General features: G+C 49.2%; 16 protein-coding genes. 9 read left to right on the plus strand and 7 right to left on the minus strand.

The features are described from left to right. Positions 1-208: 208 nt before the first annotated feature. The 7 genes from CWB98_RS09615 to yegQ form a co-directional block, all read right to left on the minus strand. Entirely contained in the window at positions 209-1381 is a 1173-nt protein-coding gene (locus CWB98_RS09615; protein ID WP_138544681.1) for a M23 family metallopeptidase, read from the minus strand. A gap of 274 nt (positions 1382-1655) precedes the next feature. Continuing rightward, entirely contained in the window at positions 1656-2585 is a 930-nt protein-coding gene (locus CWB98_RS09620; RefSeq protein WP_138544682.1) for a GGDEF domain-containing protein, read from the minus strand. A 3-nt stretch (positions 2586-2588) separates the two neighbouring features. Beyond that, positions 2589-2996 carry a response regulator gene (locus tag CWB98_RS09625; protein ID WP_138544683.1) on the minus strand — a complete coding sequence of 136 codons (408 nt, stop codon included), beginning with the start codon at positions 2994-2996 and terminating at the stop codon, positions 2589-2591. After that, complete coding sequence (locus tag CWB98_RS09630) at positions 2993-5677, minus strand: PAS domain-containing protein (protein WP_138544684.1); 2685 nt, start codon at positions 5675-5677, stop codon at positions 2993-2995. Before CWB98_RS09630 ends, CWB98_RS09625 begins: the two co-directional genes overlap by 4 nt. Positions 5678-5688: 11 nt before the next feature. After that, positions 5689-6447 (minus strand): EAL domain-containing protein, encoded by a 759-nt coding sequence (locus tag CWB98_RS09635; protein ID WP_138544685.1) that lies wholly within the window; start codon positions 6445-6447, stop codon positions 5689-5691. Positions 6448-6633: 186 nt separating this feature from the next. Continuing rightward, complete coding sequence (locus CWB98_RS09640; protein ID WP_046005076.1) at positions 6634-6885, minus strand: YfhL family 4Fe-4S dicluster ferredoxin; 252 nt, start codon at positions 6883-6885, stop codon at positions 6634-6636. Positions 6886-6909: 24 nt separating this feature from the next. Continuing rightward, the gene (gene yegQ, locus CWB98_RS09645) at positions 6910-8268 is read right to left on the minus strand and encodes a tRNA 5-hydroxyuridine modification protein YegQ (protein WP_046005114.1); all 1359 of its coding nucleotides are present in this window, start codon (positions 8266-8268) and stop codon (positions 6910-6912) included. A 313-nt stretch (positions 8269-8581) separates the two neighbouring features. Here yegQ and ndk point away from each other — a divergent pair, with 313 nt between their 5' ends. From ndk to der, 9 genes are all read left to right on the plus strand, one after another. Beyond that, on the plus strand, positions 8582-9013 hold the full coding sequence (ndk, locus tag CWB98_RS09650; RefSeq protein WP_010383936.1) for a nucleoside-diphosphate kinase: 432 nt from the start codon (positions 8582-8584) through the stop codon (positions 9011-9013). Between the two features lie 188 nt (positions 9014-9201). Further along, positions 9202-10332 carry a bifunctional tRNA (adenosine(37)-C2)-methyltransferase TrmG/ribosomal RNA large subunit methyltransferase RlmN gene (locus CWB98_RS09655; RefSeq protein ID WP_010383939.1) on the plus strand — a complete coding sequence of 377 codons (1131 nt, stop codon included), beginning with the start codon at positions 9202-9204 and terminating at the stop codon, positions 10330-10332. A gap of 135 nt (positions 10333-10467) precedes the next feature. Beyond that, positions 10468-12099 (plus strand): type IV pilus biogenesis/stability protein PilW, encoded by a 1632-nt coding sequence (gene pilW, locus CWB98_RS09660; protein ID WP_138544686.1) that lies wholly within the window; start codon positions 10468-10470, stop codon positions 12097-12099. Further along, a complete protein-coding gene (locus CWB98_RS09665) occupies positions 12096-13082 on the plus strand; it encodes a RodZ domain-containing protein (protein ID WP_138544687.1) in 987 nt (328 codons plus the stop codon). Before pilW ends, CWB98_RS09665 begins: the two co-directional genes overlap by 4 nt. 5 nt (positions 13083-13087) lie before the next feature. Next, entirely contained in the window at positions 13088-14206 is a 1119-nt protein-coding gene (ispG, locus tag CWB98_RS09670) for a flavodoxin-dependent (E)-4-hydroxy-3-methylbut-2-enyl-diphosphate synthase (protein WP_138544688.1), read from the plus strand. A gap of 133 nt (positions 14207-14339) precedes the next feature. Next, a complete protein-coding gene (gene hisS / locus CWB98_RS09675) occupies positions 14340-15617 on the plus strand; it encodes a histidine--tRNA ligase (RefSeq protein WP_138544689.1) in 1278 nt (425 codons plus the stop codon). Between the two features lie 73 nt (positions 15618-15690). Beyond that, positions 15691-16308, plus strand: coding sequence for a YfgM family protein (locus tag CWB98_RS09680; protein ID WP_138544690.1), 618 nt, complete (start codon positions 15691-15693; stop codon positions 16306-16308). Positions 16309-16317: 9 nt separating this feature from the next. Then, positions 16318-17496, plus strand: coding sequence for an outer membrane protein assembly factor BamB (gene bamB / locus CWB98_RS09685; protein WP_138544691.1), 1179 nt, complete (start codon positions 16318-16320; stop codon positions 17494-17496). 74 nt (positions 17497-17570) lie between these two features. After that, positions 17571-19043: a ribosome biogenesis GTPase Der gene (der, locus tag CWB98_RS09690; RefSeq protein WP_138544692.1), complete on the plus strand. Its 1473-nt coding sequence runs from the start codon at positions 17571-17573 to the stop codon at positions 19041-19043. Positions 19044-19054 lie beyond the last annotated feature (11 nt).

A 19054-nucleotide genomic window follows, 5' to 3' on the forward strand; every position in this document is an offset into this window, starting at 1 on the left:
TACAGGATGTTTAGTACTTATTTTCAATTTTTGGAACTGACCGGATCCGTATCTCGTATTGGAACATTCCACCTGATCGCCGGTAGGGTGATGATGAGTTGGTCATGCAAAGCGTAACAGCGGGAGTGGCTGCATAACGCGGCACTTACAGGAAAGCTGTGAGCAGGTGGCCAGGTTGCTGGCCTGACCACCTCGGTTGGTTGGATATTTATCGGTAGAGAGCTCGCCATGCACAGGTGCGATAGCCATTGCGTTCAAAGTAAAAGCGATTGCAGTTGTCGTCGTAATTATAGTTACCCACATCCACCCGGTAGCCGCTGATATAAGTGTTGTGAAGAGACACGAAGCGGCCGTTATAAAGCAATGAAAAATGCAGGTGTGGCCCACTGGATTGGCCACCCTGACACAGCGCTGTGTTGTAGTCATTGGCATAGCGACCCAGCCAGGCACCCGCATCAATCACGTCCCCTGTCTGATATTGCAAGGCGTCCATATGATAATACTGAGTGGCGTAACCGCTGGGATGTGTAACGCGGATATTACAGCGTGAGTAGCGGGTTACGGTTCCACCGTGGGCAGCCTGGACCCAGGGCGTATTCGACCCCCAACCGCCTGAGTTGTTATTAAAGTCCAGCGATGAATAGGGGTAACCTGAGCCGGTATTCGAGTGTGCGCCACCACTGTACCAGGCATAGCCAGAGGGCCAGGGAAAGTTAAGATAAAAATTATTACTCACTGTCACGGACTCTGTATTGGAGGTCTGTACGTGTGCTTGTGGGTTAAGCAGAGCATCACCGAACAGCTGCCGGAAGCGTCTGGCTACTTTGGCAACATCGCTTTGATCGTCCAGTAACGCGTTCAATGCAAAAGTTGCCGGGCTGATTGAGCGGGCTGTGTTGGGGGCTTGATGCGATGCCTCTGATTGCTGAACCTGCTGCTGTTCAAAAGCGTAATAGCGTTGCGACAGTGCTGTAGTAATTGCTGCCAGTTGCGCCGAAAAACCGGACTGCGAGACTAACGAGCCAAATGGCCGTTCTAACGCTTTGGCAGAGGGCGCGGTGAGCAGCTGACTCTGTTGTTCCATCAGCGCTAATAACAGCTTAGGGTTAATGCTGGCATGACCTGCCCAGTGCAGCAGAGTTTCAAGCTGAGGTAACAGGTGGGGAGCATGACTTGCAAGCAGGGCTTCCCAGTCTGTTTGTTGTAACGGGTTACTGAACAGAAAATGTTGTGGGTCAATGTTGAGCAACGGAGAAAGCGCATGTTGCGTCAGTGCATCATCAGGTAGCTGGTAAGCCGTGGCATCATGGTGCTGGCCCTGTGCATGTAGTTGTGCGCTGCCAAGCCCAACTGCCAGTAAAGCGTAGTGTAGTGTTTTCATGTTGTATCCTCATTAAGGTGAGTTCCCAATCAGGTATATCCTCTTGTTGAATAAATGTACAATTTGAGTTTTTACTCTGTAATTTGTTTTTGTTTCTTAATGTTTACATTTTTGTTTCATTTGAGTTTGCAATTTGGCTGACGACTGGTATCACAACAAAGGACGTTGAACCAGGTTTAAACCGGGCGAACGTCGGGTGTTTCAGAAGGGCTAATAAGTACAGTAATATGATTGCAGACAGGCCTGATGGGGCACTGGCCATCAGGCCCTGAGATTACGCTGAGTTACGCTTTGGCTCGGCCAGCAGAAAGGGTAATGACTGAGTTTTCGCCTGGTACATAGTTTTATCTGCACAACTCAATAATTCAGTTGGTCCATCACCATGATCCGGAAACAGCACGGCACCGATACTAAGATCCAGTGTGACTTCGCGCATATTGCCTTGCTGATCTTGCAGGCAGTAATTGTCGGCCAGCAGGTTATGCTTGTAACGGGTAAATAGTTCCAGCTGGCCAGGGTTATCTATGTTGGGGGCAATCACCACAAATTCATCGCCGCCATAGCGCGCCACAAAATCTGAGCTGCGTTTGTACATTTTGAGTTTAGACGCAAGCAGCCTGAGCAGCTGGTCGCCTGCCTGATGGCCTAACTCATCGTTAATGGTTTTAAAATTATCAAGGTCGATAAACAACATGGCAAACTGCTTACCATAACGCCGGGCATCCTGAACCTGGGTATGTAAGTGTGTATCCAGTGCGCCGCGGTTGTTGAGCATGGTAAGTCTGTCCAGGCTGACGAGGTTTTCCAGGTTACGCTGCATATCAAAACGCTCTTTAGAAAACACGATGGTGCGCCTGAGTAAATGAGCGCTGAGCTCGTGCTTTGGTATATAGTCCTGCGCGCCAAGCTGAATGGCTTTCTCGCCAAACATTTCGTCGGACATGCCCGTCAACACTATGATGGGGATGTGTGCGGCAAAGTCTTTAACCCGCAGCAAGGTTTCCAGCCCCCGGCTTTGTGGCAGGTTAAGGTCCATTAAAATGGCTTCGGGATTAAGCTGGGCGACTGCATCACGCAGCGACTCTATGGTTTCAAAGGCATTGACGGCATAATGGTGCTTACCATGGTGCTGGCTTAGCAGTTCTTTCACCAGGTAGATGTCATCCTGATTGTCCTCGAGTAAATAGATTAACCTGGCATTCATACCTTATCCTTTGCGTTTTTGATTGTATTGAAACCAATATTTAATGAGCGTTTGGACCAGCTCGGTCAGCTCTGTCAGGCGGTTCGGTTTGGTTAGATAGGATTTGGCACCCAGGTGATAGGCTTTGGCGATATCTTTGGGGCTGTCCGATGTGGTGTAGCAGATAACCAACAAGGAGTTTACCAAGCCCAACTGTTGCAGCTCTTCCAGTGCTTCCAGCCCGCCCTTGTGTGGCATGTTTAAATCCAGCAGGTAAACGGGCATTTGGTTATCGCTTTGCTGCACATGAGAGATAAACTCAATGCCGTTGTTTAACACGGTGACTTTGGGCTCCTGAGGAAGTTCTGCACAAGCTTGCCGAAAGAAATAAATGTCATCCGGGTCGTCTTCAACCAATACGATTTCCATCATAGCTCCCGTTGTTTTAGCGTGATTACAAAGTGTGCACCAGCGTGTTCGCTGTCGATACAGGTAATTTGCCCACCATGCAGGTCAACTATCTTCTTACATAAGGATAGACCAATCCCGCTGCCTTTGTGGCTGTCGCCATGTAAACGTCTGAAGGGTTCAAAAATCTGTTGCCTGAACTGCTCAGGTACACCGATACCATTGTCTTGATAGTGCAACATTAGCGTCGTGCCCTCACGCTGGATAGTGATCCGCACGCAGGGTGCCTTGTCGTCGGCACAGAACTTAATACTGTTAGCAATCAGGTTCTGCCAGACTTGAATAAACAAAGAGGCATCCACTTCCAGTTCGCAATCCGGGTTATCACATTCTATTTGGGCGTGACTTTCCTCAATTATAAAGCTCAGTTGATCGCACGCTTCAGTAATCAGGCTATTGAGTGATACTCGGGTTAGTTTTAATTGGTGCGCATTTAGTCTGGAAAGCTTGAGTAGGTCCTGGATCATGGTGCGCATGCGCTGCGTTGCATCCAGTAGCCTGTCCATTTCAAAGCAGGCTTTATCGTCCTCTTTCAGGGCTGGAGCCAGTCGTAATGACAAGCTGTCGGAAAAGGCGGAGATTTTACGCAGTGGCTCCTGTAAGTCATGAGAGGCAATGAAGGCAAAATGCTCGAGGCTGGCATTGGATTCCTGTAATTCACGCAGCAGGTTGGTTTGTTCCGTGATATCGACAAACGTCCCCAACATCAGCTCCGGGTTACCCTGCTCATCTCGGGTGACTATTGTATCCAGCGAATAACACCAGACCCAGTGTCCCTGCTTATGCTTGAAGCGGTACTTTAATGGGATTAAATCACCGCTCTGACTGCTAACGACTTCTTTCATATGAGCATCTAACAAGGGGCGCTCCTGTGGGTGAAACAGCTCCATCAGATTGCAGTTTTCCAGTTCCTGCAGTGTATACCCGAGCAGATGTGTGTATCTGCGGTTTATTTTCACGTTGGTCTGCTGTGTCAGATCAAACAAGTACAAACCGCAGACGGCAGAGTCTATGATGCGTTGCAAAAATTGTTGGCTGTCTCGTAATTCGGCCTCCGCGTATTTCCGAGCTGTGATGTCAATAGCGGTTCCAACCAGTTGCTTCACGTTACCGTGACTATCGAGCAAAGGATACAATGTTGTTTGATACCATAATTCCTGACCATGGGTTGGCAGCATTTCGATATACTCCAACGGCTTTTTGAGCTCGCAGCAGGTCTGGTAGTTATCCTGAATATGGTTGAGAATTTGGTCGTCAAACATTTTTCCGCGCAACTCGGACAAACGTTTGAACTGAATGTCCTCAAGCTTGATGGATGCACGCTGGCAGGCGGTGGGATTAAATTCCAGGAAAGTAAAATCGCCGTCTTCTTCTACCTGCAATAGCCAGATGGCCTGGCTGGCGCCATTATAGATTGCGTTTAAGATGTTGGTTTTTTCACTGACTTTACGCTCCAGCATTTTGCTGGAGTCTATGTTGCGCAGCGCGCCAGACATCAGCAGAGGTTTGCCCTGCTCATCAAACTGGCTATTACCTACTGCCATAAACCAACTGTACTCGCCGTGTTCGTTGCGGCCCTGATACTCCACCTGGTATTGTTCCTTACTTTTAAAGTGCTGTTCAATGGCTTGTTCTACACGCTGACGGTGCTCAGGGTGAATATGTTCAAACCAGTCCTCATAACCAGGATGCTCTATATTGGCTTTGCCTATCATCGCCATAAGGCGAGGCGAGTAACTGACCTCACCAGTGACAACATTCCACTCCCAGATGCCGTCAGCAGTGGCATTGATGGCGCGGCGCATTTTTTTATCTGACTCTTTGAGTGCTCGCTCGGTGTTTTTAAGCGTACTTAGGTTATTAAACAGCGCTAGCACCACACTTTGTCCTTCAAACTGGGCCTTAACCAGCTTCATTTCCATTGGAATGGTGGAATTGGCTTGTGTCGTAACATGGCATAGAGTTGACAGCTCCGCCGATTCGGCATTGCTCAGTTTGTGTGCCAGCGTATCTATGGTGGTAAAGGGGTCGCTGAATTCAATCAGCCCGTTCAGAGACTGGCCATTGAGTTGGGTGTCGCAAAGATCCAAGGTCCTAAGAAAGTGCGGGTTGCATTGAGTGATTTTAAAGGTGTTATCGAGTACCACGATACTGGCGGGCAGGGTGTTGAGAATAAAGTGGGTTAGCTCATGCTCAGCCAGCTTTGAATCCAGCTGGTGTTTTTCCTGTGTGACCTTGTCGAGTTTGCGTGACACCCCCTGAAATTGATTCGGGGTGGGAATGGCAATGGCGCTGGGAATCAGGCGGAACATGTACACCGCTGTGGTGATTGAGACCAGAGCGGTGGCCATTTTGGCCAGCGCATGCATGCCATAGGCACCTTGCCAGACGGTGTAAATCCCTATCAAATGAGTCAGTCCACACAACAAGATAAAGCTTGAAAACAACACAAACAGCCAGTGTCCGCCGACATCGGGCCGTTTTTTGGCAAATATCATAATGGCAATGGGGATAGAGAAGTAGGCGGTGGCAATGAGTAAATCCGAGATAACATTGCCCCACAGCAGGTGGGGTTGCCATAAATAACAGTGCCCGTGTGGCATATAGGCGTCATGAAAAAATGACTCAAAACTGTTGGATTCCATGGTGGTTGTCCTTACTCGGGGTGCTCGGCAGGCTCCGCGGGAAAGCTGGGGGTGGGCAGAGTTGCAATCACAGGTTTGGCAAACAGATAGCCCTGCATTAAATAAACGCCTAAATCGCACAGACAGTGGTAATCCGCCTGGGTTTCAACCCCTTCGACTACCAAATCTATGTCCAGTCGGCGTGTCATCAGGCAAATACCGTCGACAATGGCCTGTTTGACCGGGTCCAGTGCAATGCCGTTTATCAGTGAAATATCGAGCTTAATGATATCGGGCTGGAAGCGATGCAGCACTTCTATACCCGCGTAACCGGCACCAAAATCGTCTAACGCTACCTTGAGACCATTGTTGTTATACGTATTGGCGATGTCGATGAGTTTGTCGGAGTCGGTGAGGTGCTCCTGTTCAGAGACCTCAAAAATAATACGTTCCTTTGCCAGGTTGAATTTATCGGCGGCTTCGAGGGTTTTGCGCAAGCAGGTTTGGGGGTCGTAAATGGCGTTGGGTAAAAAGTTGATCGACAGCTTAGCGGTATCGCTGAGTCCGGCCATCATTTCAATGGCGGTGGTGCGACACAGCTGGTCGAAATAATATTTGTTGTCTTCTGTGACCTGAGCGAGTACCTGTCCGGCCGACTGCCCCTGAGTGCCTCTGACTAGTGCTTCATAGGCATAGACTTGTCGGGTGCGCAGGTCCACGATTGGTTGCATGGCCATAGTGATGTCCATTTTGTAATCGGTGTGGCAACGACAAGTTTTGCAGCCAGGCATAGAGACTCCCTGTTTAAAAGTTAGACGCCTTAACAAGTCTGGCACAGCCCAAGGGTTTTGCAATCGAACTGTGGCAGGTTTACAAGGGAATGATACGTTGGAGAGTCGAGTTGAAGTTTACTTTATATAGATGATATCCGGATAATAATAAACAGAAAAAGCGCCCGTGGGCGCTTTAAACAGAGACTAGCTCTGGCCTGTGAGTTTGAGAAACTTCTCAGCCAGCGTATCCAGGCTCTCGCGGTGTGCGGGGTCTGGTTTAATACAGTCAATCGGGCAGACACTGACACAGGTTGGCTGGTCGTAGTGGCCGACACATTCTGTGCACTTATCCGGGTCTATCTCATAGATTTTCTCACCCATATAGATTGCCTGATTGGGGCATTCCGGGTCGCACATATCGCAGTTAATACATTTACTATTGATCAGTAACGCCATAGTTTACGCTCCGCTCTGGCCGGTTCAGGCTTTTTTAAACGGATTGCGGGTGTCTTCCTGTGCGCCCAGATTACGCATCAAAATAGCGTGGCTCAGGTCAATGTCTTCGGGCAGTGGGATCTTAACAATGTGTCCTGAGCCTTTGGCATCGCTGATCTGCTCGCCTTTTTTGTTCTCCATGTGCTCAAGGTTAAAGCTGATATTACCCTGTGGGGTCATCAACTCCAGGCTGTGGCCGGTACAGAACTTGTTTTTGACATCAATTTCCACCAGGCCATTGTCGTGGCGACCCAAAATTTCACCAACAAACTGTTGTTGATCAGATACGGAATGACCGTACTCATAGTTCTGGTATTCCTGATGGGCATGACGCTTGAGGAAGCCTTCGGTGTAGCCTCGGTGCGCCAGGTTTTCCAGCGTCCGCATCAGTGAGGGATCGAAGGGTTTACCGGCGACGGCATCGTCAATGGCACGGCGATAAACCTGCGCAGTTCTGGCAACATAGTAAAAAGACTTAGTCCGGCCTTCAATTTTCAGGCTGTGCACGCCCATCTTGGTCAGCTGATCCACGTATTGTACGGCACGCAGGTCTTTGGAATTCATAATGTAAGTGCCATGCTCATCTTCAAAGGCCGGCATATACTCACCCGGGCGGCCTTGTTCTTCGAGCATAAACACCTGATCGGTCGGTTGCCCGTCGCCGAGCGTTGGGATCACCTGTTGCGGGTCAATTTTGTGCACCACATCGCCTGTGGCGTTTTCTTCTCCCGGTTTAACGTCGTAGCTCCAGCGACAGGCATTGGTGCAGGTGCCCTGGTTCGGGTCGCGCTTATTGATGTAGCCAGAGAGCAGACAGCGCCCTGAGTAGGCCATACACAGCGCACCATGCACGAACACTTCCAGCTCAGTATCCGGACACAAAGTGCGGATCTCGGCAATTTCTTCCAGCGACAGCTCCCGCGACAGGATCACCCGCTCTATGCCTTGCTTTGCCCAAAACTGCACCGCTGCATAGTTTACCGCGTTGGCCTGAACAGACAGGTGAATGGGCATATCTGGCCACTTTTCACGCACCAGCATAATTAGGCCCGGGTCGGACATGATCAGCGCGTCCGGTTGCATAGCAATAACCGGCTCAATATCGCGCAGGTAAGTTTTGACCTTGCCGTTATGCGGCGCAATGTTAGACACCACATACAGCTTTTTATTTTGCTGGTGGGCTTCGTTAATGCCAATTTCGAGGTTGGCCAGATCGAATTCATTGTTGCGCACGCGCAGGCTGTAGCGCGGCTGGCCGGCGTACACGGCATCGGCACCGTACGCAAAAGCGTAACGCATATTCTTTAAACTACCGGCGGGTGAAAGGAGCTCAGGTACAAACATCTCAAAAACCTCATACATTGAACTGATTACGGGTCAGCTGTTGGGGTAAATCAATCGTCTGCGCGACCTGCATTGCAGTGAACCGGACGATTGGGTTAAATCAAAAAGCGGCGCAGTATAGGGCAAGCCGCCGAGGTGTTTTTTGACTTGGATCAGGTTTTGTGGGGTCCCTGACAAATTGCCCAATCTGCGGTCCCATAAGGCCAGGTTTCACACAAAATCATCGCGGGACAGAAATAGTAGGTTTTTACATCTAAAACGCGTATAATTCGCGCCCGTATAAATTCATTAATTTCATTTTGGAGCAAAAAAGATGGCTTTAGAGCGTACTTTTTCAATCGTTAAGCCTGATGCGGTCGCTAAAAACCACATCGGTGCAATCTACAACCGTTTCGAGTCTGCTGGTCTGAAGATCGTTGCAGCTAAAATGATCCACCTTTCTCAAGAGAAGGCGGAAGGTTTCTACGCAGAGCACAAAGAGCGTCCTTTCTTCGGTGCTTTGGTTGAGTTCATGACTTCTGGTCCAGTAATGGTTCAGGTTCTTGAAGGCGAAGACGCAATCCGTAAAAACCGTGAAATCATGGGTGCAACTAACCCAGCTGAAGCGCTAGCGGGTACGCTACGTGCTGATTACGCTGACAGCATCGACGAAAATGCGGTACACGGTTCAGACGCTCCAGAGTCTGCTGCACGTGAAATCGCTTACTTCTTCACTGAAGAAGAGCTGTGCGCACGTACTCGTTAATTCGAGCACGGTGACATCAAAGAAGGGCCTTAGCGCCCTTTTTTCGTCCCTGATGCACTTTGCTAAGCCTGAATGCGACAGACAGCAGGCTTAGCAAAGTATTCAGATTTGAAAGCGCCGATTAAATTTTGTACAATTCGGCGTTTTATTAAATTTGCACTGGCCGTCATCTGATCTGGGGTTGTTTCATGACTACGACTGAGAAAAAAATTAACTTACTTGATTTAAATCGCGAGGGGATGCGCGAGTTGTTTGCATCATACGGTGAAAAGCCGTTTCGCGCCGATCAGGTCATGAAATGGATTTACCACTTCGGCATCGATAACTTCGATGATATGAGCAACATCAATAAAAAGCTGCGCGCTAAGCTGCAGGCGGAGTGTGAGATCCGTGCACCGGAAATCTCGGTACGCCAGCAGGCCAGCGATGGCACCATCAAGTACGCCCTTGTGCTGGATGGCGGACAGGAAGTAGAAACCGTATGGATCCCGGAAAAAGACCGCGCCACTTTGTGTGTGTCTTCTCAGGTGGGTTGTGCACTGGAATGTACCTTCTGCTCAACAGCCCAACAGGGCTTTAACCGTAACCTGAAAGTCAGTGAGATCATCGGCCAGGTGTGGCGCGTAGCCAAAGACATCGGCTTGCATGATGGTGACAGCACTAAGCGTCCCATCACCAATGTGGTGATGATGGGCATGGGTGAGCCGTTGCTTAACATCAATAACGTAGTGCCTGCGATGGAACTGATGATGGATGACTGGGCATTCGGCCTGTCTAAGCGTCGTGTTACTTTGAGTACCTCGGGCGTGGTACCAGCATTGGATATCCTGAAAGAAAAAATTGACGTCGCACTGGCGATTTCCTTGCATGCGCCAAACAATCCGCTGCGTGATGAGCTGGTGCCTATCAATAAAAAGTACCCGATTGAAGAGTTCCTGGCGGCCTGTCGTCGTTATATCGATGGCTCAAAGGCCAATAAAGACGTCACCATTGAGTATGTGATGTTGCAAGGCGTGAACGACAGCACCGACCATGCCCATGAGCTGGTTCAGGTATTGAAAGGTACGCCGTCTAAAATCAACCTGATCCCATTCAACCCGTTCCCGGGCAACGAGTATGGACGTTCGAGCAACAGTCGTATCGACCGTTTCTCTAAAGTACTTCAGGCAGCCGGGTTAACCTGTATCGTGCGCCGTACCCGAGGTGATGATATTGATGCCGCGTGTGGTCAGTTGGTAGGAGACGTGGTCGACAGAACCAAGCGTCTGGCGAAGAAAAAGCAGCTGGAAGACAACGCGATAGCGGTGAAGGTTGGCTAAAAAAAGGGTGAAACTCGAACGCATTCGGGTAATATATGGGCATAGATCAACAGCGCTCTGGTGAGCTATGCCTGCGGCCTTGCGCCGACTGTCACCTGTCAGTGCGCGCTTTTAACTAAAGTGTTTAGTTTAGCTATGTTTTCATTGGTAAAAAGTTTCTCCTTTGAGGTCTCAAAGCGCACTGTGGCTGTTAGAGCCGGGTTGCTGATGATAATGGGCGTGGTGCTTAGTGGCTGTGTGACCGAAACCCGCTATGCCAACAGCGATAAGCCCGTCGTGCAAAGCAAGGCAAGTCGCGAAGACGCGGCTAAAACCCGCATCTCGCTGGCCCTGCAATACCTGGCTAACGGCAATAACACCCAGGCCAAGTATAATCTTGAGCGCGCATTGACATTGGCGCCGCAACTCCCCGAAGCCCACTATTCTCTGGCATATTACTACGAGCAGGTAGGCGAGAATGCCCGTGCTGAGCAGGCTTATCAAAAAGCACTGGCACTTGCGCCGAAAGACCCAAACACGCTCAATAACTATGGCACCTTTTTATGCCGTATCGGCAAATATGATGAAGCGACGGAACAGCTGTTTAAAGCCATAGAGATCCCAAGCTACATTCGTGTGGCACAAAGCTATGAAAACTTAGCCCTGTGTGCATTGCGTCAGGATAATTTCGAGTTAGCGCTCGAGTACCTGGGTAGTGCTGAGAAACACAATGGTCAGCGTCAGTCGACCTTATTATTAATGGCTGGCTTACACTATGCAAAGAGTGAACTGCATAGAGCAGAGGAAGTACTTCAGGTCTACGGTGATCGGGGTTTTGTTTCGGCACGTGGGTTATTGCTGTCTCATCTACTGGAGTTACGCAAAGGTCATTTGCAACAAGCGGAAGAAACGGCCACCTTGTTATTGCAAACTTACCCTGAGTCTCCTCAGGCTGCATTGGTGATCCAACAGCGCTTGAAAGACAGCGAATTTGAACGTCTTAAGGAGCAATACCGTCAAGCCCAGTTAACTAAGATTACTCATAAATCGCCGACCCATTTAGTGGCAGAGCCTAAGATCAAGGTACGCCGGAAAGTGGAGGCAGCCAACACTCGCGTTGAGGTGCCAGAGTTATCTTCTGTTGTGTCTCAGCAGTCGCAGATAAAAGCGCCTGCACGTTCGTTGCGTACTCAGCAATTCACCCAGAATTCACCTGCACAGGCTACAGTGAGCGCCGCGACAACACCGCAAAAAGCGACCTCGACTGTGGTTAAGCCTGTGACTTCAACGCAGCAAGGGAAAGTGGTGTTTTATGAGCCTGACCCTGAGGATATTTCATTTTCAGCGTCTTCATCCCGCCCAAAGGCGGAGCCTGAAGACAGTTGGTTGGCACAACTGCCGGATGAACCTGTTTCCGCAGGGACATCGAATCGCGTTGTAGGTGGCTTATTGAACACAGATATTATGCTTCCCAGCATCCCTCAGCATACGATTAGGTTGGGAGAAAACCTGTTTAGTGTGTCAGTGAAGTACAACCTAAGGTTAGAAAAACTGATGGCATGGAATAATTTACGCGAGTCAGACAAACTCTCGATTGGCCAGGTGGTGTATTTAAATGACCCTAAAATCGTTCACGCTATTGGTGAAGGCCAGTCACTGTTCGACATTGCAATGGAATATAATTTACAGATTGACGACCTGATGCGGTGGAACAAATTGACACCGGGTATCGTCTTAAAACCAGGACGACATCTCTTAATCGTGGATCCAGATAACTATACTTTATGAACGAAGCAGAATTAGACACAGATACCAGCAGCGACGTATTGTCGCTCGGACAAACACTGGCAAAGGCCAGACACGACAAAGGCGTCAGCTTTGAGGAGATCACCGCACGGCTGAAGCTCAGTGAATCCCAGATCAACAAGCTGGAACAGGACGACTATCACAAGCTGGGCCCAGAAACTTTTGTGAAAGGGTATATTAAAAGCTACTGTGGCTTACTGGGCCTGGATGCACAGGAAACCCTAAGGTTATATGAGTCCCCAGTCGTACCTGAGCAAAAAGGAAAGATGAAGAGCTTTTCGCGTCGAACCGAAAAAGAAGCGCATGATAATCGTCTGATGTGGTTTAGTTACGCAGTCCTGGCACTGGTTATCGGTAGCTCAGCAATTTGGTTCTGGCAAACTATCAGCACACAAAACGAGATCACGCCAGGAGATGCGCTGGATATTCCTCAGGTCAGTGCGCCAGTCAACAGTGTGCCAAATGAGGCACCAAATGAAAGCGCACAAGAGAATACGCCAAGTGAGGATATGAGCGAGGGCGGTGAGTTGAACTCTACCGCAGAGCCAGCTGTGCAGTCAGGTGATGTCAGCGCGGCACAACCTCAATTGGCATCGGCTGCACCTGAAAACGAGGCTGCACAGGTGGACACGGAAGAATCACAAAACACTGCTGCAACTGAGTTTTCGTCAGCCCCCGTAACAGCCCCAGAGCCTGACAAGACACAAAGCGAATTATCACAGAGCACCATAGTGATGGTGTTTAAAGAAGACAGCTGGGTTGAGATCTTTGACGCCAGCCAGGAACGGGTTGCGTTTGGCGTTAAAAAAGCAGGGTATACCATGACCGTCAGTGGTGTAGCCCCGTTTTCAGTCGTATTGGGCAAACATCGTGCTGTGAGCATCACACTTGATGGCGAAGCCGTGGATATTTCAGGGCTGCCGCGCAACCGTTTAGCCAAATTTAATTTACCGTTAGCAGAGTAATCGTCATGTTTTCAGAATCACCGATAAAACGTAGAAAATCCACGCGCATTAATGTGGGTAATGTCCCAATCGGGGATGGCGCACCGATCGCCGTGCAGTCGATGACCAACACCAACACCCTGGACGTAGATGCCACTGTGGCTCAGATCCGGGCGATTGCCGATGCCGGCGCAGACATTGTGCGAGTATCCGTGCCAACCATGGAAGCCGCAGAAGCGTTTAAGAGTATCAAAGAGCAATCCGACATTCCGTTGGTCGCGGATATCCACTTTGATTACCGTATTGCCCTGAAAGTAGCGGAATATGGCGTGGATTGCCTGCGCATCAATCCTGGAAATATTGGTAACGAAGAGCGTATTCGTGCTGTAGTCGATGCCGCAAGGGATAAAAATATTCCCATTCGTATCGGCGTCAATGGTGGATCACTGGAGCGTGATTTACAGGAAAAGTATGGCGAACCGACGCCAGAAGCTTTGCTTGAATCGGCTATGCGGCATGTCGAAATCCTCCAGCGACTCGACTTTGACCAGTTTAAAGTCTCGGTTAAAGCCTCAGATGTATTTTTAGCTGTGGGTGCCTATCGTCTGCTGGCAAAAGAGATTGATCAGCCTCTGCACCTGGGGATCACCGAAGCTGGCGGGATGCGTGCGGGCTCGGTCAAATCTGCTGTGGGCCTGGGAATGCTATTGGCAGAGGGGATTGGTGATACGCTGCGTGTATCTTTAGCGGCCGATCCTGTTCAGGAGGTCAAAGTGGGCTTTGATATTCTGAAGTCTTTGCGGATCCGTTCACGCGGTATCAACTTTATTGCTTGTCCAAGCTGCTCTCGGCAGGAATTCGATGTGGTTAATACGATGAACCAGCTGGAAGAGCGCCTCGAGGATATTACTGCGCCCATTTCTGTTTCTGTGATTGGCTGTGTGGTGAACGGTCCGGGTGAAGCCTTGGTGAGCGATTTGGGTCTGGCCGGAGCAAACCGTCGCTCGGGTTTATACATCAATGGCGAGCGCCAGAAACTGCGTATTGATAACGATCATATCGTCGAGCAGCTGGAAGAGCAGGTGCGCAGTTATGTTGAAAAACAACAAAACGAACCCAAAATCGATGTCAAGATAGTCGAATAACCGGTACAGACTAGGCAAACTAAGCGTTTACGTTTTAGCCTAGCTGGGTATAATAACGGGTTTATCAGGAATGGCTAAGCCATCAGGCATAGCCACCCATTTCGTGTAAAAAATTAGATTACTAGGATTTTCAGTGGCAAAACAAATTCAGGCAATTCGAGGTATGAACGATTGTCTGCCGGGTGATACGCAAGTCTGGCAGAAGGTAGAATCTATCTTACGTGACACAGTGGCATCTTTTGGATATCAGGAGATCCGCTTCCCTATCGTGGAGTCCACCGAGCTGTTTAAACGCTCGATTGGCGAAGTCACTGACATCGTTGAAAAAGAAATGTATACCTTTGAAGACCGCAATGGAGATTTCCTGACTTTGCGCCCTGAAGGGACAGCCGTCTGTGTGCGAGCCGGTAACCAGAACGGCTTGCTGTATAATCAGGAACAGCGTTTGTGGTATATGGGGCCTATGTTTCGTCACGAGCGTCCGCAAAAGGGCCGCTACCGTCAGTTCCACCAGTTTGGCGTGGAAACCTTTGGTGTAGCCAGTGCTGACATGGATGCTGAAGTGATCCTGATGACAGCCCGTTTGTGGCAGCAGTTTGGGATCAGTGAATTTGTTCGTCTGGAACTCAACTCCTTAGGCTCAAACGAAGCGCGTGCAACCTATCGTGATGCACTCATTGCGTTCCTGGAGCAGCACGAGTCACACCTTGACGAAGATTCTAAACGTCGTATGCACAGCAACCCGTTACGCGTTCTGGATAGCAAAAACCCTGACGTGCAGGCCATTTTAGTTGATGCGCCAAAACTGTCTGAATACCTGGACGAAGAGTCGCGTCAACATTTTGCAAATTTATGTGAACGTTTGGACGCTGCTGGCGTCGAATACCAGGTTAATGAAAAACTGGTACGCGGCCTGGACTATTATAATCGCACCGTATTCGAATGGGTAACGGATAGCTTAGGCGCTCAAGGTACGGTGTGTGCCGGTGGGCGTTATGATGGCTTGGTGGAGCAAGTCGGTGGTAAAGCAACACCGGCTGTTGGCTTTGCAATGGGTATGGAGCGTCTTGTACTGATGTTACAAGAGCTTGAGCGTATCGGCACATTACGCCGTAATGCCGATGTGTTCGTTGCAGCTATGGGCGAGCAGGCTAGCATTCAGGCTCCGGTCATTGCGCAACAACTACGCAGTGAAATCCCGGGTCTGCGTGTACTGGTCAATGCCGGTGGTGGCAACTTCAAGAAACAATTAAAACGTGCGGACAAAAGTGATGCCCAGGTTGCTCTGATTTTTGGCGAAGATGAATTGGCCGAGGGTAAGGTAACCGTAAAGTATCTCCGTGAGCATAAAGAACAAGTTACCCTGACACTGGCAGAGGCAATGAGCCTGTTGTCAACGTTGGTGGAATAAGCGCTGATGCGCAGTAAAGCCGGGTTACTCTAAGGTTGGGTACTGGCTTTACGCTATTAATAAAGAGGTCAGAATGGAAATTTATTCAACAGAAGAACAACAAGCCGAAGCAATAAAGCGATTTTTCCGCGAAAATGGAACATCTTTGATTATCGGCGCGGTGCTGGGCCTGGGCGGTCTGTATGGTTGGAAAGCTTATAATCAGCATCAAATCGATAGCGCAGAAGCAGGTTCTGAAGCCTACAATCAATTGGTTGATAGTGGTGACGTTCTGACCAAAAGCGATGAGTTTTTAACAAGCAATGGTGAGTCTAGCTACGCAGTATTAGCGGCATTTGTTGCAGCAAAAGAAGCGGTAGAGCAGGGCAAACTGGATGTTGCACAAGAAAAACTAGTCTTTGCAGCAAACACAGTGAAAGCACCAGAACTAAAAGCTACCGCTTATCTGCGCTTAGCACGTGTTCAGGCAGCACAACAAGATTACAGTGCAGCAATGGCCACATTAGGCAATCAAATGCCTGCAAGTTTTGCTGCTCAGCTGGCTGAAGTGAAAGGTGATATTCTTTTAGCACAAGGCAAAAAAGATGCCGCGCGCGATGAATATCAAAAGGCCGTGACAGCCGGTGGCAGCGATAATAATCCACTGTTACAAATTAAACTGGACGACCTGGCTGGCACAGCAGCACTGTAAGGAGTAGCCATGAAGAAGTTGACTATGGCCACTTTGGCGCTGTGTATGGCGTCATTGCTTGGGTGCTCCTCAAGTGATGATGAAGAAGAAGAGTTGGTGTTACCAGAGATTGTAAATCAGTTCGAAACGGACGTTGTTTGGCAGGAGTCTGTGGGTAATGGCGTTGAGCATTATTTCTCTCGTTTGACCCCTACTTTTTACCAAAATACGGTGTACGTGGCAGAGCGAAATGGCCTTGTTGCTGCACTGGATGTCAGTAGTGGTGATACGCTATGGGAAATTGATACCCGTGAAGACCCTGCTTTTTGGCCCTGGGAAGATGATGACAGTGCAAAATTATCCGGTGGTATTTTGCAGGCCTATGGCAAGTTATATATCGGCTCAGAACATGGCGAAGTTGTTGCTCTTGATCGCGAAACCGGTGATGTAGTGTGGCGAAAGTCAGTCCCCGGTGAAGCCCTTTCTACACCTGCTGCCGGAGACGGTCTGGTATACGTAAATCTGGGGTCAGGTAAATTGCTGGCATTGCACCCTGATACGGGTGAAGAACGTTGGCAGTTTGAGCAGGAAGTCCCAGCACTGACGTTGCGTGGCTTGAGTTCACCCACATCAGCGAATGGCGGTGTGCTAGTCGGTGAAGAAAACGGCAAACTGTCAGTATTGATTGCAGAAAACGGGTTTATGGCCTGGAGTTCAGATATTGCCCTCGCAAAAGGGGCTTCTGAGTTTGAGCGTCTGGTTGATGTAGATACTAAGCCTATTGTGATTGGGAGTACCGTGTATACCATCGCATATAATGGTAAACTAGCGGCATTAGATGTGCGCAACGGTAATGTGATCTGGGACCGGGAATATAGCAGTTACCGAGACCTGAGTATTGAACTGAATACCATTTATTTGGTAGATAGTGAGGGCGTACTCTATGCTCTAGATAGAGAGTCAGGTATCGAGCGCTGGAGTCAGTCTGCGCTACGTGGCTGGTACCTGACTACCCCAGCAGTAGCAGGAAACTATCTGGTGGTTGGAGATCAGGAAGGAAACCTGCATTGGTTAGATAAACAAACTGGTGAACTGGTTTCTCGCGAAGAATTTGATAGTTCAGGCTTTTTCGTCGAGCCAATCGTGGTAGACGACAAACTGATCCTGTACACCCGTGATGGTGAAGTCAGTGCGGTAAAAATTCCGTAATCATTCTACACGGTATAAATAGAAGTAAGGCTTCGCGGTGCGAAGCCTTTTGTTGTTTTTAAAAGAGGTAGTCTATGCTTCCTGTGATCGCTCTCGTCGGGCGACCCAATGTGGGTAAATCCACTTTATTTAACCGTCTGACCCGCACGCGTGACGCGTTGGTGGCGGACTTTCCGGGCCTAACACGTGACCGTAAATATGGCCAGGCAAACTATGATGGCTATGAGTTTATCGTGGTCGATACCGGCGGTATTGATGGCAGTGAAGAAGGTATCGAAACGGAAATGGCAGAGCAGTCTTTGCTGGCCATTGAAGAAGCCGACGTGGTGCTGTTTCTGGTTGATGCCCGTGCTGGCATGACCGCAGCCGACCAAGCCATTGCGCAGCATTTACGCAAGCAACAAAAGAAGAGTTTTGTTGTTGCCAATAAAACAGACGGTATTGATGCTGATTCTAACTGTGCTGAGTTTTACCAGCTTGCACTGGGAGAGGTATACCATATTGCCGCAGCGCATGGTCGTGGCGTGACACAACTCCTTGAAGCCACATTAGGCCCGGTGATTGCCGAGCTGGCAGGGGAAGAAGATGAAATTGAGCAAGACGATGAACTGCTAACCGAGCTTTATCTGGAAGGGGAAGAAGCCCCGGAAGACGGTAAAACCGGTTTTGAAGACAAGCCCATTAAGCTTGCCATTATTGGTCGTCCTAATGTTGGTAAGTCAACACTTACCAACCGTATTCTCGGTGAAGAGCGGGTCATTGTGTACGATATGCCGGGCACCACACGGGATTCCATCTATATCCCGATGACCCGTAATGAACGCGATTATGTACTGATCGACACTGCAGGTGTTCGTAAACGTAAGAAGGTCAGTGATGTAGTAGAAAAGTTTTCAGTAATTAAAACACTACAAGCGATTGAAGACGCCAATGTTATTTTATTGGTGATCGATGCCCGTGATGGTATCTCTGACCAGGATCTCAGCCTGCTGGGTTTTGCACTGAATGCGGGTCGCTCTCTAGTGATTGCGGTGAACAAATGGGATGGTCTGGATGACTACGTAAAAGAGCGCATTAAATCTGAATTGGATCGCCGTCTTGGCTTTATCGATTTTGCGCGCCTGCATTTTATTTCAGCATTACATGGCACTGGCGTGGGTCACTTATTTGAATCGGTTGAAGAAGCCTATGAGTCGGCGACTAAGCGTGTCAGTACCGCAATGCTCAGACGTATCATGGACATGGCTCAGGCCGATCACCAGCCACCTCTGGTGCGAGGCCGTCGTGTTAAGCTGAAATATGCGCATGCTGGGGGTTATAACCCACCGCGCATCGTGATTCATGGCAACCAGGTACATGATCTGCCAGATAGCTATAAGCGTTATCTGATGAATTACTATCGCAAAGCGCTAAATATTATGGGTACACCTATTAAGATTGAGTTCCGCGAAGGGGATAACCCATACGCTGGCCGTACCAATAAAATGACTTTGTCGCAAAAACGTAAGCTCAGAGCGTTTACCAAAGAACAAAAAAACAAGCAGTAATTGCTTGAGAA

This window comes from Pseudoalteromonas rubra (assembly GCF_005887115.1).
Taxonomy (GTDB): Bacteria; Pseudomonadota; Gammaproteobacteria; order Enterobacterales; family Alteromonadaceae; genus Pseudoalteromonas; species Pseudoalteromonas rubra_F.

Coding starts and splice junctions, on each gene's coding strand:
- CWB98_RS09615 (WP_138544681.1), bottom strand. CDS start 1,381: ATGAAAACACTACACTACGCTTTACTGGCAGTTGGGCTTGGCAGCGCA.
- CWB98_RS09620 (WP_138544682.1), bottom strand. CDS start 2,585: ATGAATGCCAGGTTAATCTATTTACTCGAGGACAATCAGGATGACATC.
- CWB98_RS09625 (WP_138544683.1), bottom strand. CDS start 2,996: ATGATGGAAATCGTATTGGTTGAAGACGACCCGGATGACATTTATTTC.
- CWB98_RS09630 (WP_138544684.1), bottom strand. CDS start 5,677: ATGGAATCCAACAGTTTTGAGTCATTTTTTCATGACGCCTATATGCCA.
- CWB98_RS09635 (WP_138544685.1), bottom strand. CDS start 6,447: ATGCCTGGCTGCAAAACTTGTCGTTGCCACACCGATTACAAAATGGAC.
- CWB98_RS09640 (WP_046005076.1), bottom strand. CDS start 6,885: ATGGCGTTACTGATCAATAGTAAATGTATTAACTGCGATATGTGCGAC.
- yegQ (WP_046005114.1), bottom strand. CDS start 8,268: ATGTTTGTACCTGAGCTCCTTTCACCCGCCGGTAGTTTAAAGAATATG.
- ndk (WP_010383936.1), top strand. CDS start 8,582: ATGGCTTTAGAGCGTACTTTTTCAATCGTTAAGCCTGATGCGGTCGCT.
- CWB98_RS09655 (WP_010383939.1), top strand. CDS start 9,202: ATGACTACGACTGAGAAAAAAATTAACTTACTTGATTTAAATCGCGAG.
- pilW (WP_138544686.1), top strand. CDS start 10,468: ATGTTTTCATTGGTAAAAAGTTTCTCCTTTGAGGTCTCAAAGCGCACT.
- CWB98_RS09665 (WP_138544687.1), top strand. CDS start 12,096: ATGAACGAAGCAGAATTAGACACAGATACCAGCAGCGACGTATTGTCG.
- ispG (WP_138544688.1), top strand. CDS start 13,088: ATGTTTTCAGAATCACCGATAAAACGTAGAAAATCCACGCGCATTAAT.
- CWB98_RS09680 (WP_138544690.1), top strand. CDS start 15,691: ATGGAAATTTATTCAACAGAAGAACAACAAGCCGAAGCAATAAAGCGA.
- bamB (WP_138544691.1), top strand. CDS start 16,318: ATGAAGAAGTTGACTATGGCCACTTTGGCGCTGTGTATGGCGTCATTG.
- der (WP_138544692.1), top strand. CDS start 17,571: ATGCTTCCTGTGATCGCTCTCGTCGGGCGACCCAATGTGGGTAAATCC.